Below are 14,216 nucleotides of genomic sequence, written 5' to 3'. Positions count from 1 at the left end.
CCTTCGCGTTCTCGTCCCGTCCCGGGATCTCAGGGATTCATCTCGCGAAGGAGATCTCCGTGACATCGAAGTCCGCAGCCGCGGCAGCACGGGCCACCGTGTACGGCTACCCCCGTCAGGGCCAGAACCGGGAACTCAAGAAGGCGATCGAAGGTTACTGGAAGGGCCGGGTCACCGCCGACGCCCTCCGGGAGACCGCCGGCGAACTGCGCCGCACCCACTGGAAGCAGCTGGCCGAGGCCGGCGTCACCGAAGTCCCCACCGGCGACTTCTCCTACTACGACCACGTGCTCGACACCTCCGTGATGGTCGGGGCAGTGCCGGACCGCCACCGTGCGGCCGTCGGGGCGGACGCCCTGGACGGGTTCTTCGCCATGGCGCGCGGCACCCAGCAGGTCGCTCCGCTGGAGATGACCAAGTGGTTCGACACCAACTACCACTACCTGGTACCCGAGTTGGGCCCGGACACCGTCTTCTCCGCCGACTCCGCCAAGCAGGTCGGCGAGTTGAAGGAGGCGCTCGGCCTCGGGCTCTCCCCGCGGCCCGTACTGGTCGGCCCCGTCACGTACCTGCTCCTCGCCAAGCCGGCGCCCGGAGTCGCCGCCGACTTCGATCCGCTGACGCTGCTCGACCGGCTGCTGCCGGTGTACGCGGAGGTACTGGCCGATCTGCGGGCCGCCGGCGCCGAATGGGTTCAGCTGGACGAGCCCGCCCTGGTGCAGGACCGCACCCCGGCCGAGTTGAACGCGGCTGCCCGCGCCTACCGGGACCTGGGCGCGCTGAGCGACCGCCCCAAGCTGCTCGTCGCCTCCTACTTCGACCGGCTCGGCGACGCGCTCCCCGTGCTGGCCAAGGCACCGGTCGACGGTCTGGCGCTGGACTTCACCGAGGCCGCAGCCGCCAACCTGGAGGACCTCGCCGCGGTCGGCGGCCTGCCGGGCAAGCGGCTGGTCGCAGGTGTGGTCAACGGCCGCAACATCTGGGCGAACGACCTCACCGCGTCCCTCTCCACACTCGGCACCCTGCTGGGCCTGGCCGAACGGGTCGACGTCGCCGCGTCCTGCTCGCTGCTGCACGTCCCCCTGGACACGGCGGCCGAACGCGACATCGAGCCGCAGATCCTGCGCTGGCTCGCGTTCGCGAAGCAGAAGACCCGCGAGATCGTCACCCTCGCCAAGGGGCTCTCGCAGGGAACCGACACCATCGCCGCCGAACTCGCGGCCAACCGGGCCGACCTCGCCTCGCGCGAGAGCTCCCCCATCACCCGGGACCCGGCCGTACGCGCACGGGCCGCCGCGGTGACCGAGGCCGACACGCGTCGCGCCCAGGCATACGGCGAGCGGGCCGGCGCGCAGCGCTCCCACCTCGGGCTTCCGCTGCTGCCGTCGACGACCATCGGCTCGTTCCCGCAGACCTCGGAGCTGCGCACGGCCCGCGCCGACCTGCGCGCCGGCCGCATCGACGTCGCCGGGTACGAGGAGCGCATCAGCACGGAGATCCAGGAGGTCGTCTCCTTCCAGGAGAAGGCCGGGATCGACGTCCTGGTGCACGGCGAGCCCGAACGCAATGACATGGTGCAGTACTTCGCCGAGCAGCTGAGGGGCTGTCTGGCCACCCAGCACGGCTGGGTGCAGTCCTACGGCACCCGTTACGTCCGTCCGCCGATCCTGGCCGGCGACATCTCCCGCCCCGAGCCGATGACGGTGCGCTGGACGTCGTACGCCCAGTCCCTGACCGACCGCCCGGTCAAGGGCATGCTCACCGGGCCCGTCACCATGCTCGCCTGGTCCTTCGTCCGCGACGACCAGCCGCTCGGCGACACCGCCCGCCAGGTCGCGCTCGCCCTGCGCGACGAGGTGAACGACCTGGAGGCGGCGGGCACTTCGGTGATCCAGGTGGATGAGCCCGCGCTGCGCGAGACCCTGCCGCTGCGGGCTGCCGACCACCCGGCCTATCTGGACTGGGCGACCGAGTCCTTCCGGATCACCACCGCCGGCGTACGGCCGGACACCCAGATCCACACGCACATGTGCTACGCGGAGTTCGGCGACATCGTGCAGGCCATCGACGACCTCGACGCGGACGTCATCAGCCTGGAGGCCGCACGTTCGCACATGCAGGTCGCCAGGGAGCTGGCCGCCCACGGGTACCCGCGCGAGGCCGGCCCCGGTGTCTACGACATCCACTCCCCCCGGGTGCCGAGCACCGAGGAGGCAGCCGAACTGCTGCGCACCGGCCTCCGGGCCATCCCCGCCGAACGGCTCTGGGTCAACCCGGACTGCGGTCTGAAGACCCGCGGTTGGCCGGAGACGCGGGCGTCGCTGGAGAACCTGGTCGCCGCGGCACGCATCGTCCGCGGCGAGCTCTCCGGCTAGCCCCCCTCCGACTGTGCGGCGCCGGGGCGCAGTTGACGCCCCGGCCCCGCACCCCGGCGCGTGGCCCGCGGGCCACGCGCCGGGGTCGGATCGGGAGGGCGGATCAGCGGACGGAGGTCGCGGACGGGGTGGGGTGCAGGGCTCGCGGACCAGAGTTGAGGAGCGGCGCGGACGTGGACTCCCGTGTTGTCAGGGCGAGTTGCGTGGGTCTTGCGCAAGTGACGTGTCGCGCCCCCGACTTGGTGAATGGTGGTTCAAGTCGGTGCGACCCGGGGCCGGTTGCTCCCGACCTGTCAAATCCACGGGTACCGCGGGCTGTTGCGAGCGTGGCGCACGTATCGGCGCGATACAGCACGAGTTCGCGCTCGGTCGGCAGGGCCCTCGTACGGCACGGGCATCGGCGGGCCGCGCGGCTACGCTGGCGGTGCCGGCCGACCTCCTGGTCACCACCACCCTCGGCAGCCCCGACCTCCACACCTCTGACCCCTGACCCCTGACCGCCTCACCTCCACCGCCGCCCTGCGCCCCTGCGCCGTGCGCACTGCCGCAAGGGCGTACACCCGTACGACCGTTCCCGACGACCGCCTGAACTGGCCCGCAAAGCGGGTAAATGGCGTGACCGCAGGAGAATGCAGCCCACCCACCCGCAGAACGAACGGGGCAGCATCAACATGGGCGACACCGACAGACCCGACTCGGCCACCACCGGCCCAAGCAGCTCCACTCCAAGCGCCGCAGACAAGGCCGGCCCCAAAGCCGACAGCACAGCAGACACGATCCACACAGCACACACCGTCATCGCCGCCCACCGCGCCCGGACCGCCGCGACCGGCGGACTCGGACCGCGTGCGTCGCTAATCTTCTCCCTGGTGCTCACGCTCCTGCTGGGCAGCCTCTCGTTGCTGGTCATGTACCCAGCCGCCCAACATCTGCGCTCGCTCCAGAATGGCGAACAAACCGAAGCGACGCTGCACACCGCGGGGTCCTGCATGATCGGCAACTGCCGGGTCCGCTTCGAGGCCGACGGACGAACGGTGATCGCGGACCTGCCCGTCGGCAGCGGCGGCGGCAAGCGGTCCGTCGGCACCCGGCTGACCGTCCGCCACCAGGCCGACGACCCCAGTGTCGCCGCCCGGGACCAGGACGTCAGCGGTGGCGGGGCCGCCGTATTCGCCGTGGTCTTCGGCGTCTCCGCCCTCTTCTTCCTCGCCCTCACCCTCGCCGCCGCCATCCACCTCACCCGCCAACGCCACAAGTCCTCCGGCTGAGCTACGTTCGCCGTGCTGCTGGCTAGCCTGTGGAGCGTTAGGGGCTTTGGCAGCCTTCTAGCGCAGCCGTGGTAACGGCAAGGTGGCGCGAGGTAGCCCAGCCCGCCAGTCGGCTGGGCGACCGGCCTTAGCCTCGCGCTTCCGCGTGGCGGGGTGTTCGGTGGGTGATCATAAACGTGGAGAGTGCCCCTGACCTGCAACGATGGGACTTGTCTAGGGTCCAAGTCGTCGCATGAAAGAAGCACTCTCCAGGTGAAGAAGCGTATCGGGTCCTATCCGCGTGTCCGCGTCGAGGGCGGCGGTCGTGGGGTGGTCTCGCAGGCCGGTGTTGTGCTGCTGGTCGAGACGATCTGTAAGTCCGGGCTGGATCGGCGATGTCGGCGGCATTGGCGCCGTGGCGGCGTCTTCGTGCGATGCACGATCCGGGCAGGATCCTGCTGGGCGTGGCTCTTGCGGTCGCGCTGGGCGGTGACTGGCCTCGCGGACGTGGGCTTGCTGCGAGCCGAGCCCGGCGTGTTCGGTCCGGTGGCCTCTGATCCGACCGTCTCTCGGCTGATCGATGCCTTGGCCGCGGCCAGGCCGAAGGCTTGACAGCGATACTTTCTGCGCGGGCCGAAGTCCGCGAGCGGGTCTGGAAGTTGGCTGGCCGGGCGGCACCCGACGCGACCGGGCAGGTAATCGTTGATCTGGACGGAGTCCTGGTCCTGGCGCACTCGGAGAAGCAGGACGCCACCGCGACGTGGAAGAAGACCTTCGGCCACCACTCCCGGGAACGCGGGCAGCAACACCGCGACCGACCACATCGAACGACTCGACTGGCACTGGCCCAACTGCCGAAGAAGCACCGACGCGGACGATCCACGCTGACCTGTACTAACTCCGCCGGCGGCACCCACGAGTTCGTGGCCTGGCTGGCCCAGCGCGGCCGCTGGCTGTCCTACTCCGTCGGCACGACCATCAGGCGGTTGGCCGAAGGCGATGCGGCTGATCGTCCGCAAGGAACGACCCCACCCCGGAGCCCAGTTGCGTCTGACCGGTACCGACGGACTGCGGCTCACCTGCTTCGCCACCAACACCACCAGCACTCCGATCGCTGATCTGGAGCTGCGGCACCGCCGACGAGCCCGCGCCAAGGACCGCATCCGGGCCGCCCGCGCCACCGGTCTGCGCAACCTGCCCCCCGAGGTCGCGCAGAACCGGATCCGGCTGGAGATCGTCCAGCTCGCACTCGAACTGCTGGCCTGGATGCCGATGCTCGCCCTCACCGGCAAAGCCCGGCTCTGGGAACCCCGCCGCCTACGACTCCGCCTGTTCTCCGCCGCCGCCCAACTCGTCACCACCGCCCGCCGACAACACCTGAGATTCGCCCGCCACTGGCCCTGGAACGACATCATCACAGGCGCACTCCAGCGACTCGAAGCCCTCCCGAACCCCGGCTGACCAGCCAGTTCCCGCCCCTACGAACCTGAAGAACCCGCCGGAGACGTGGAACCCGGCGCCCACCCGACGCGACAGCCGGGCCGCTGCCCTGCCCACAACCGGCCTGGACAACCGAAACGGTCCACCGAAGAAATCGACAGACCATCACGAAAGATCGAGGCTAGCTCCACCACCATGCCTACCTAGTTCGCCGCATAGCACTGAGGTTGTTTCCCTATTGGCTAACTCCGTTGCCCGGCTTAGGTACTTACTCCCAGGCAAGCTAGGTAGCACTCACGCCCCCACCTACTTAATAGTCATACTTGCGCGTGGGAAGATCACATTGCCTGAGGTAGGGCACCACGTCGGAGTAGGGGGAGACATGAGCGAAGCGGCTGCGGCAGAGGTCCCGTGGACACTGCGTCCCGGTGACGAGATCGAACGCAAGAAGCTGCACCGCACCTACGGGGGGCGTACGCAAGGCGGTATCGGACCATCTGCGAAGACTCCTCACGTCTTCGTCTTCACTGACCCTGCCGCCGGCGAACAGCATGGGTACTACGACGGCTGGATGCCCGATAGCTCGTTTCACTACAGCGGCGAAGGACAGCGTGGCGACCAGTCCATGAAATCTGGCAACGCTGCGATCCTGAACCACCGCTCCGACCAGCGTGCGCTTCGCGTATTCAAGGGCGCCAGGGGCACCGTCACTTACCAGGGTGAGTTCGTCATCGATACCGACAACCCTTGGTACACCGCGGACGCACCAGAGACTGAAGGTGGCCCGCTCCGTCGAGTCATCATCTTTAGACTCCTGCCGGTCGACACCTCCCCACAGGCACCAACTACCAGCCTGGGCCAGTTCCTTGAGGGTCATCCGGAGCAAGTCAAGCAGCTGCCGCTTGAACGCCATGAGACAGAGAGCACATTCGTCAGCCCAAGCGGAGAGGTCTACGAGGCGCAGCGTAGGGAGCGGCGACTCATCGAGGATTTCACCAGTTTCCTGAACCAGCAGGGCCACCGCTGCAACCGCCAGACGATCCGACCTCCTGGCGAAACGCGCCCGCTCTTCACCGATGTCTATGTCAACGACCTCGGGCTGCTCGTCGAAGCCAAGGGGAGCGTCACCCGCGAGAACGTACGCATGGCCATAGGGCAGCTGGCCGACTACGGCAGATTCGTAGATCACGGAGTTCGAGCGATTCTGCTGCCTTCAGAGCCACGGCAAGACCTCTTGGACCTCGCCAAGGCGCAGGCGTGTGCAGTCATTTGGCCAGAAGGCGAGAGCTTCACCAGCACCGATGTGCGGGCGTTGCCACGCGCCGAGTGATGACGGGTCGCCGTCGTCGCCACACCAAGTGCACAGACCCACCTTCACCAGCGCGACCACCGCCCGGGCCGTGGTCGACGAGCTCAAGCAGAAGCCGTCGGCGGAGAGCTGAGCGACGAGCGCTGAGCACCGGTGGCTCGCCAACGGGCCTGCGTACCGCGGGAGTTGATCTCCCCCGGTACGCAGGCCCGTGGCAGCAAGCCCCGCAGGTCGAACGAGCCTCCGCCGCCCGCCCGGCCGCCGGAGGACACGGACTCGCGGAGGATCGGACGCGCGGACGACCGGACACGCACAGGACACGGACTCGCGGAGGACACAGTCGCGCCGATGGGTTCGGGCACAGGAGAGAACGCCCGAGGACCGGATGCGGCGCAGGACACGGACGGCAGCTGACGCGGCTGCGTCGGAGAACGCGGCCGGCGCGGGCGGTGTCGAGACGGCCGTAGCGGCCGTGCCCTCCCGCGGGAGGTGGACCCGCCTGCGCCCGCTCTCCCCCACGTCCGAGCGGGCACAGGCCCGGGCACACTGCTGCCGGCCGACCCGGATCCCGGGTCGGCCGCTGCGAACGTCGAAAGTGCGAGGGATCGGAGCGCCTCCCCCGGGTCATGTGCCGTCCCCCAGGCCATGACCGATCGCTCCGAACGTTGGCCGTGTGCACGGCCGTGGTCCCGCCCCCTCGGCGCTGTTCGCGGCGAGGTCGTCCGGCCCCCCGTGGCCGGCTCCGTACGCCGTGAACGTCGCCTGTCCTTCGTCTGTTCGCTCGCAGTTGTGCCCCGATCACTCTCCCGTTTCGGAGGTGATGGTGCGTGAGACAACCGACGCAACAGCGGTGAGACTTCCCGCGCAGCCCCACGCGAACAGTGCGCTACCGGGGCACTTCGGTCAGCAACCGCCGGTGCCGGCTCCGCATCTCAAGCTCCGGGCCCAAAGCCGCACCCCCCACGCACGCACGCTCGGCCCTGCGCTCGGATCCACGCCGAACCACGCGCTATCGCACGCCAGTTCGGCCGGTTCGACAGCCCGGCCCGCGCGTCGTGTGCGGGGCGGGGCGGGGTCCCGGGCAGGGCCGGACGCACCGCCGACGAGCGCGCCGACCGCGCCCCCGTACGACCGCCGCCCACCGCTGCCGTACAGAGCGACGAGCAGACCGATGGACGCACGCGCGGGCGGTCGCCTGCACGGACAGACCCGCACACACAAGCGCCGGTACGGGGCCGGGCCCACGGGCTCAGACGGTGCGGCCGACGCCGGCCCAGCAGTTGGCCTGTTCCCGGGCGGGGCGGGTGTCGTCGGCGCCGGGGCGCCATTCGGGCGCGGGCACGATGCCCGGTGAGAGCATCTCCAGCCCTTCGAAGATCGCCTTGACCTCGCTGTAGCTGCGGGTGCACAGCGGTGCGACGTTCCGCGAGTACTGCTCGACGCCGGACGCGACGAGCTCGGGCGCGAAGTCGGCGGTCAGATGGGAGAGGACGAGCATGCTGCCGGGTGCGAGGCGGTCGAGTATGTCGCGCACCAGTGCCGGTCCGGGCTCGCCGGGCAGGAAGTGGAGCAGCGCGACGGCCGAGAGGCAGACGGGCCTGCTGAGGTCCAACGTCTGCCGCACCTCGGGCAGTTCGAGCAGTTCCGGCCCGCCGATGCCGACGTCCGCCTGCACGTAGGTGACCTGGCCGGCGGGGGCGCCGCTGAGCAGGTCCTCGGCGTGGGCGAGGACGATCGGGTCGTTGTCGATGTAGACGACGCGGCTGTCCGGCCGGGTGCGCAGCAGCACCTCGTGCGGGTGGGGCGCCATCGGGATGCCGGAGCCGAGGTCCAGCACCTGGGTGACGCCGTGGGCCGCGACCTGCTCCATCGCGCGGATCAGGAACGCCCGGTTGGCCTGCGCCGCGGCGGAGGCGTTGGGGTCGTACTCCAGCATCCGCAGGGCCTGTTCGCGGTCGGGGCGGTAGTTGGTGTCGCCGCCGCAGAGGTAGTTGTACACCCGTGCGGGGTGCGGGCGGGCGGTGTCGATCTCCATGTGCTCCCCTCCCCGGACCGGCGTCAGTCGACGGTCCGCCAGGTCTGGCACCGTACCCATGGGCAGGTGTCCGAGGACATAGAGAGCGACCGCGAGCTCGATGGTGGCGCCCGGGTAGCGGGTGATCTCCAGGTGGCTGAGGTCGCGTGCGCGTTCCAGTCGCCGGTAGAGGGTGGCGCGGGCGATGCCGAGTTCGCGGCAGGCGGCCTCCGCGTCCGTGCCCGAGCGCAGCCACGCGGTCACGGCCTCGCGCACCTGGTCGGGGAAGGGGTCGACGACCTGGTGGGCCCAGTCGGTGATCGCGGAGACGTGCAGGATGTCGGCGAGGCTGGGCCGGTGCGAACGGTCGGGGGGCGGCGGCAGCGCGGAGAGGTGTACGGCCAGGTGGAGCGCGATGCTCGGCCACAGCTGACGGCGGTCGTGGCCGATGAGGTTGGCGAGGCGGTCGGTGTGGCGGCGCAGCGAGGACGGGTGCCAGCCCACCAGTTCGGCCGCTGCCGACTCTCCCCACCAGGTCACCTCGCGCGCCATCCCCAGCAGGTCCTCGCGGTCGGCGGGGCTGAGGATGGACAGCGGCTGGAGGACGAGGTCGGCCCAGATGCGGGCGTCGGCGTGCAGCAGATCGGCGAGCGGGGCGCGCCCGTCGTGCCGGGAGATCTTCGCCGGGGTGCCGCGCACGGCGGCCAGCGCCTCGGAAGCGGCGCGGTAGGCGGCGGCCGTGCGCTGCCAGGGGCTGATCGACGAGACGCCCGCGACCCTTCCGTCCCCCATCACCGGGGTGAGGTCCTCGATCAGGTGGCGGCCGGGGCTGACGATGATGACCTGCCGGTCGTCGACCGGGCAGACCACGACCAACGCACCGCGGGAGGCGAGGTGTTGGTCGAGTTCACGGGCCGCGGCCCGGCGGTCGGCACCCGGCGGCACCTCCAGGATCGCGATCTGCCCGGCGCCGGCCGGGACGAGTTGCGGCGTCAGCGGGGCGAGCGCACGGGAGGCGCGCACCATGTCGCCGGCCATCAGTGCCTGGAGTGCGGAGATGCGTGCCGCCATGGTCGCGGCGTCGCCGATCGCGGCCCGGGCCGCCGCCGTCAGCGTCGCGGCGACGCCTGCGGTCCGTTCGACGGTCCGCCAGTCCTCGTCGCCCCAGGGGAGTTCTCGCCAGGCCCACAGGAGCGGCCTGGGCGACGTCGCGCCCACCGGGACCACCAGTACGTGCCAGTCGTCGCCGGGCACGTGCCGCGTACGGTCGGTGTGGCCGGAGATCAGGGTGACGAGTTCGAGGGTTCCGGGGCTGCCGGGGGCCGCGGACGGGGGTTGCGCCCCGGTCGCCAGTACGGCCTCGCAGTCGACCGCCTCCCGCAGCCAGTCCACGACCGCCGAGGGCCCCGCCCCGCCGGCCACCAGGTCCACCAGCGCTTCCAGATCACCACGCATGACCCAAGCCTCACCCGTCGAGCGGCCCGCTGCACACCGGCGTCGGGCCGTTGTCCGTACCGCTCGGCCCGCGCGACCGGCTCAGCCCGGCCGGCCCTCGCCGCTGACCGGCGCCGATGCCGTCCCCTCGGCCCTCGCGCGGGAACGAGCCGTGCGGCGCAGGGTGAGCAGCGTCACTGCGAGCCCGGCGGCCACCGGCGTGATCGCGGCCGACGGCAGCCACCCGGCGCCCTGTGCGACGACAGCTCCCCCTCCCAGCACCCCGCCGAGCGCGGCACCGACGTACGCGGGGCTGCTGAGCACCGCCGCAGCCCGCGCCGCTACCCTGACCCGCCGCGCGCGCCCGTCCCGGCCGACGCGCCCCCTCGCCGCACCCCTTGCAACGCCCGCGCCGCAGCCCGACCGCAGACCACCGTTCCCGACCAGCCGTCCCCGGGCCGATGGGCCCAAGCCGACGGACTCCGGCCGACCGGCCCGAACCGTACGGCCCGAACCGACCGGACCGCGGAGCCAAGGGCGGGGTCCCGGCGGACCGGTCCGGCGCAGGCCCGGGAAAGGCCGAGGCCCCGCTCCTGCCGTCCGGGGACGGTGGGAGCGGGGCCTCGGCGGAACCCGCGGAAGGCGGACGGTGCCGGATCAGTCGACCGGAGCCAGCCGGTCCACGATGCCGGGGTTGGCGTCCATCCACTTGCGGACGGACTCCTCTTCCTTGCCCGCGCCGCCGTTCTGGATCTCGGCCTCCAGTGCGGCGAGCTCCTTCTCGGTCATCTTGAACTTCTCCAGCCACTTGTTCAGCTCGGGGAGGTCCTTGGCGAAGGACTTCTTACCGGTGATGTGGATGTTGTCGCCCTCGCCCCAGGCGCCCTTCGGGTCCTCGAGCTTGACCAGGTCGTGCTCCGCGTAGGCCCAGTGCGGGGACCACAGGGTGACCACGACCGGCTCCTTCTTCTTGATGGAGCGTTCGAGCTCGGCGAGCATCGTGCCGGTCGAGGAGGACACGATCTCCCAGTCCTCCAGGCCGTACTCCTTGACGACCTTGTCCTTCAGGATGCCCATCATTCCGGCGGAGGACTCGATGCCGATGATCTTGCCCTTGAACTTGCCCTTGTGGTCCTTCAGGTCCGCGAGGGACTTGACGTCCTTCATGTACGAGGGCACCGACAGCTCGAGCGTCGTGGGGCCGTACCACTGACCCACGTCGGTGAGCTTGTCGCCGTACTTGTCCATGTACTGCTTGTGCGTCGTCGGCAGCCAGGCGTCGAACTGGACGTCCATGTCGCCCCTGGCCAGCGCCGTGTAGAGCGGGCCCGGGTCGAGCTGCTTGATCGAGGGCTTGTAGCCGCGGTCCTCGAGGATGTTGTGCCACAGCCAGGTGGTGGCGATGGCCTCGTCCCACGGGAAGTAGCCGAGCTTCACGGGCTTGCCCGCGTCCTTGCCCTCGGCGGTCTCGCCGCCGCCGACCGGAGCCATCTTCTCGACGTAGTCGTCGGGCTTGGTCTCCAGCCACTCCTTGACCGCGTCCTGCTCCTTGCCCTTGCCGGCCTCGGTGATCAGCTTCTCGAGGTCGGTGAGGTCCTTCTCGGTCATCTTGAAGTTCTTCAGCCAGCCGGAGACCGTCGGGTCGTCCTCGCTGAAGCCCTTGCGCGCGACCGTGTGGATCTTGTCGCCCTTGCCCCAGGCACCCTTGGTGTCCTCGAGCTTGGTCATCTCGTACTTGCTGTACGCCCAGTGCGGCGACCACAGGGTGGCGACGATCGGCTTCTCCTGCTTGTACGAGCGGTCCAGCTCGGCCAGCATCGACGCCGTCGAGGAGGAGACGATCTTCCAGTCCTCCAGCCCGTACTCCTTGACCACCTTGTCCTTGAGGATGCCCATCATTCCGGCGGACGCCTCAATACCGATGATCTTGCTGTCGAACTTGTCCTCGTTCTTCTTGAGGTCATCGAGGGTCTTGATGCCCTCCATGTACGAGGGCACCGCGAGTTCGAGCGAGGTGGGGCCGTACCACTGGCCGAGGTCCTCCAGCTTGTCGCCGTACTTCTCCCAGTACTGCTCGTGGGTGGTCGGCAGCCAGGTGTCGGTCTGGAAGTCCAGATCGCCCTTGGCGAGTGCGGCGAACATCGGGCCCGGGTCCAGCTGCTGCATCGTCGGCTTGTAGCCGCGCTGCTCCAGGACCTCCTTCCACAGGTACGAGGAGGCGATGCCCTCGTCCCAGGGGATGTAGCCCATCTTGATCTGCTTGCCCTTGCCGACGTCGGTGGCGCCGGCCGTCTTCTCGTCCTCGTCGCCGCCGACGAAGCTCATCCCGCCCGCGACGAGCGCCAGCACGACGACGCCGACGCCGGCCACGGCGGTGCCGGGACGGTAGTGCATCAGCTTCCAGCCGCTCGCGGTCGCGGCCTCCTTGGCGAGGCTGCGACGGCCGAGCGGCGAGACGCGGAGGTTCAGCGCCGCGGTCATGCGGTCGAGGTACATGGCGAGGATGACGACCGCCAGCCCGGCTTCGAAACCGGAGCCGATCTCGACGCGGGTCACCGCGTTGTAGACGTCCTCGCCGAGGCCGGACGCACCGGCCATACCGGCGATGACGACCATCGAGAGCGCCAGCATGATGACCTGGTTGACGCCGGCCATGATGGTCGGCAGTGCGAGCGGCAGCTGCACCCTGCGAAGGGTGTTGCGGGGCGTGGTGCCGAAGGCCTCGGCGGCCTCCACCAGCTCGGAGTCGACCTGCCGGATGCCCAGCTCGGTCATGCGCACGGCCGGGGGCATCGAGAAGATGACCGTGGCCAGCAGACCCGGGGTGACACCGACACCGAAGAAGACGACGCCGGGCAGCAGGTAGATCATCGCCGGCATGGTCTGCATGAAGTCCAGCACCGGCCGGACGACGGCCGACACGGTCTTGCTGCTCGCGGCCCAGATGCCCAGCGGTACCGCGATGAGCAGCGTGATCAGGGCGCAGACGAGCACCATGGACAACGTCATCATCGCGTTGTCCCACAGGCCGACCGAGTCGATGACCAGGAAGCCCAGCATCGCCAGCACGGCGGGGAGCAGGCCCCGCAGCCAGAGGGTGACGACCGCGAGGATGCCGCCCATGATCAGCGGCTCGGGGGCGCTCAGCACGGTGTTGACCGCGTCGAAGCAGTTGGTCAGTACGGCGCTGATCGCGTCGAACAACCAGGTGAGGTTGGCCTGGAGCCAGTCGATGAACGACTCGACTCTCGACCCGAGATCGATCCTAGGCACCGGCCGCCACCTTCTTGCTCTCGCCGTCGTCGGCGCCCGGATCGCCGACCGCCTCGCCGAGGACGGTCAGCAGTCGGTCCCGCTCGATGCGGCCGATCAGATCCCCGCCGTCGCCGGTGACACCGACGGTCTCGCCGCCGCCCGCGAAGGGCGCGAACAGCTCGGCGACCGGGGTGTCCTCGGGCACGTTGACCGCGGACTTGAAGGGCTTGGCGCCTTCGGCCTGCTCCTCCATGATCGAGCCGGCGGTCAGCACCCTGGTGCGGTCGACGTCCTCGACGAAGCGCCGTACGTAGTCGGTGGCCGGGCGGACGAGGATGTCCTCCGGCGTACCGATCTGCACGATGCGACCGTCCTTCATGACCGCGATGCGGTCGCCCAGACGCATGGCCTCGTTGAGGTCGTGGGTGATGAAGACGATGGTCTTCTTCAGCGTCTCCTGCAGTTCGAGCAGCTGGTCCTGCATGTCGCGGCGGATCAGCGGGTCGAGCGCGGAGAACGCCTCGTCCATCAGCAGCAGGTCGGCGTCGGTGGCGAGCGCACGGGCCAGGCCCACACGCTGCTGCATACCGCCGGAGAGCTCGTCGGGCCAGGACTTCTCCCAGCCCTCCAGGCCGGTCAGCCGCAGCGCCTCGGTCGCGCGCTCCTGGCGTTCCTGCGCCTCCACGCCCTGCACCTCGAGCCCGTACGCGGCGTTCTCCAGAACGCTGCGGTGGGGAAAGAGGGCGAAGTGCTGGAAGACCATGCTGATCTTCTTGGCACGAACCTCGCGGAGCGCCGGCGGGCTCAGCTTCGTCACGTCCTCGCCGTCGAACCGCACCGCGCCGGACGTCGGCTCGAGCAGTCCGTTCAGCAGGCGCAGCAACGTGGACTTGCCGGAGCCGGACAGGCCCATCACGACGAATATCTCGCCCGGCTCGACCTCGAAGCTCGCATCGATGACGGCTGCTGTGGTGCCGCTCTTACGGAGTTCGTCGCGGTCCTCGCCGGCCTCGAGCCGGGTCACCGCCTGATCCACATGTTTACCGAACACCTTGTACAGGTGCTCGGCTTGGAGTCTGCTCACATCCACCTCACGAGTCGTACGCACAAACGACCCGCCACCCCCGCCGGCGGGTCGCTGA

The 14,216-nt window shown here is 69.8% G+C and carries 7 protein-coding genes and 1 pseudogene; 4 read left to right on the top strand and 4 right to left on the bottom strand.

The window, feature by feature from the left end; genetic code table 11:
• Positions 1 to 59 precede the first annotated feature (59 nt).
• From metE to JGS22_RS09975, 4 genes and pseudogenes are all read left to right on the top strand, one after another.
• Positions 60 to 2,375 (top strand): 5-methyltetrahydropteroyltriglutamate--homocysteine S-methyltransferase, encoded by a 2,316-nt coding sequence (gene metE / locus JGS22_RS09990; protein ID WP_211040941.1) that lies wholly within the window; start codon positions 60 to 62, stop codon positions 2,373 to 2,375.
• 629 nt (positions 2,376 to 3,004) lie between these two features.
• Positions 3,005 to 3,643 (top strand): DUF3592 domain-containing protein, encoded by a 639-nt coding sequence (locus tag JGS22_RS26185; RefSeq protein ID WP_236073096.1) that lies wholly within the window; start codon positions 3,005 to 3,007, stop codon positions 3,641 to 3,643.
• 252 nt (positions 3,644 to 3,895) lie between these two features.
• Positions 3,896 to 5,083, top strand: a pseudogene (locus JGS22_RS09980) (transposase).
• A gap of 361 nt (positions 5,084 to 5,444) precedes the next feature.
• The gene (locus JGS22_RS09975) at positions 5,445 to 6,392 is read left to right on the top strand and encodes an SRA domain-containing endonuclease (protein ID WP_211040942.1); all 948 of its coding nucleotides are present in this window, start codon (positions 5,445 to 5,447) and stop codon (positions 6,390 to 6,392) included.
• A 1,228-nt stretch (positions 6,393 to 7,620) separates the two neighbouring features.
• Here the strand turns inward: JGS22_RS09975 and JGS22_RS09970 are convergent.
• The 4 genes from JGS22_RS09970 to JGS22_RS09955 all read right to left on the bottom strand — a co-directional run bounded on the left by JGS22_RS09970 (position 7,621) and on the right by JGS22_RS09955 (position 14,158).
• Positions 7,621 to 9,840: an SAM-dependent methyltransferase gene (locus JGS22_RS09970; protein WP_211040943.1), complete on the bottom strand. Its 2,220-nt coding sequence runs from the start codon at positions 9,838 to 9,840 to the stop codon at positions 7,621 to 7,623.
• 81 nt (positions 9,841 to 9,921) lie between these two features.
• Complete coding sequence (locus tag JGS22_RS09965; protein ID WP_211040944.1) at positions 9,922 to 10,143, bottom strand: hypothetical protein; 222 nt, start codon at positions 10,141 to 10,143, stop codon at positions 9,922 to 9,924.
• Between the two features lie 333 nt (positions 10,144 to 10,476).
• Positions 10,477 to 13,092, bottom strand: a complete 2,616-nt coding sequence (locus JGS22_RS09960) for an ABC transporter permease/substrate binding protein (RefSeq protein WP_211040945.1) — start codon at positions 13,090 to 13,092, stop codon at positions 10,477 to 10,479.
• The gene (locus tag JGS22_RS09955) at positions 13,085 to 14,158 is read right to left on the bottom strand and encodes a quaternary amine ABC transporter ATP-binding protein (protein WP_211040946.1); all 1,074 of its coding nucleotides are present in this window, start codon (positions 14,156 to 14,158) and stop codon (positions 13,085 to 13,087) included. The genes JGS22_RS09960 and JGS22_RS09955 overlap by 8 nt, the downstream gene beginning before the upstream one ends.
• Between the last annotated feature and the right edge of the window lie 58 nt (positions 14,159 to 14,216).

This window comes from Streptomyces tardus (assembly GCF_018101125.2).
Classification (GTDB): Bacteria; Actinomycetota; Actinomycetes; order Streptomycetales; family Streptomycetaceae; genus Streptomyces; species Streptomyces tardus.
The sequence above is the reverse complement of the archived record's forward strand: the minus strand, read 5'-3'. Positions and strand labels throughout refer to the sequence as shown.

What these genes read in the sequence shown, in the direction of transcription:
- JGS22_RS26185 (WP_236073096.1), top strand. Translation starts at nt 3,005, where the DNA reads ATGCAGCCCACCCACCCGCAGAACGAACGGGGCAGCATCAACATGGGC.
- JGS22_RS09975 (WP_211040942.1), top strand. Translation starts at nt 5,445, where the DNA reads ATGAGCGAAGCGGCTGCGGCAGAGGTCCCGTGGACACTGCGTCCCGGT.
- JGS22_RS09970 (WP_211040943.1), bottom strand. Translation starts at nt 9,840, where the DNA reads ATGCGTGGTGATCTGGAAGCGCTGGTGGACCTGGTGGCCGGCGGGGCG.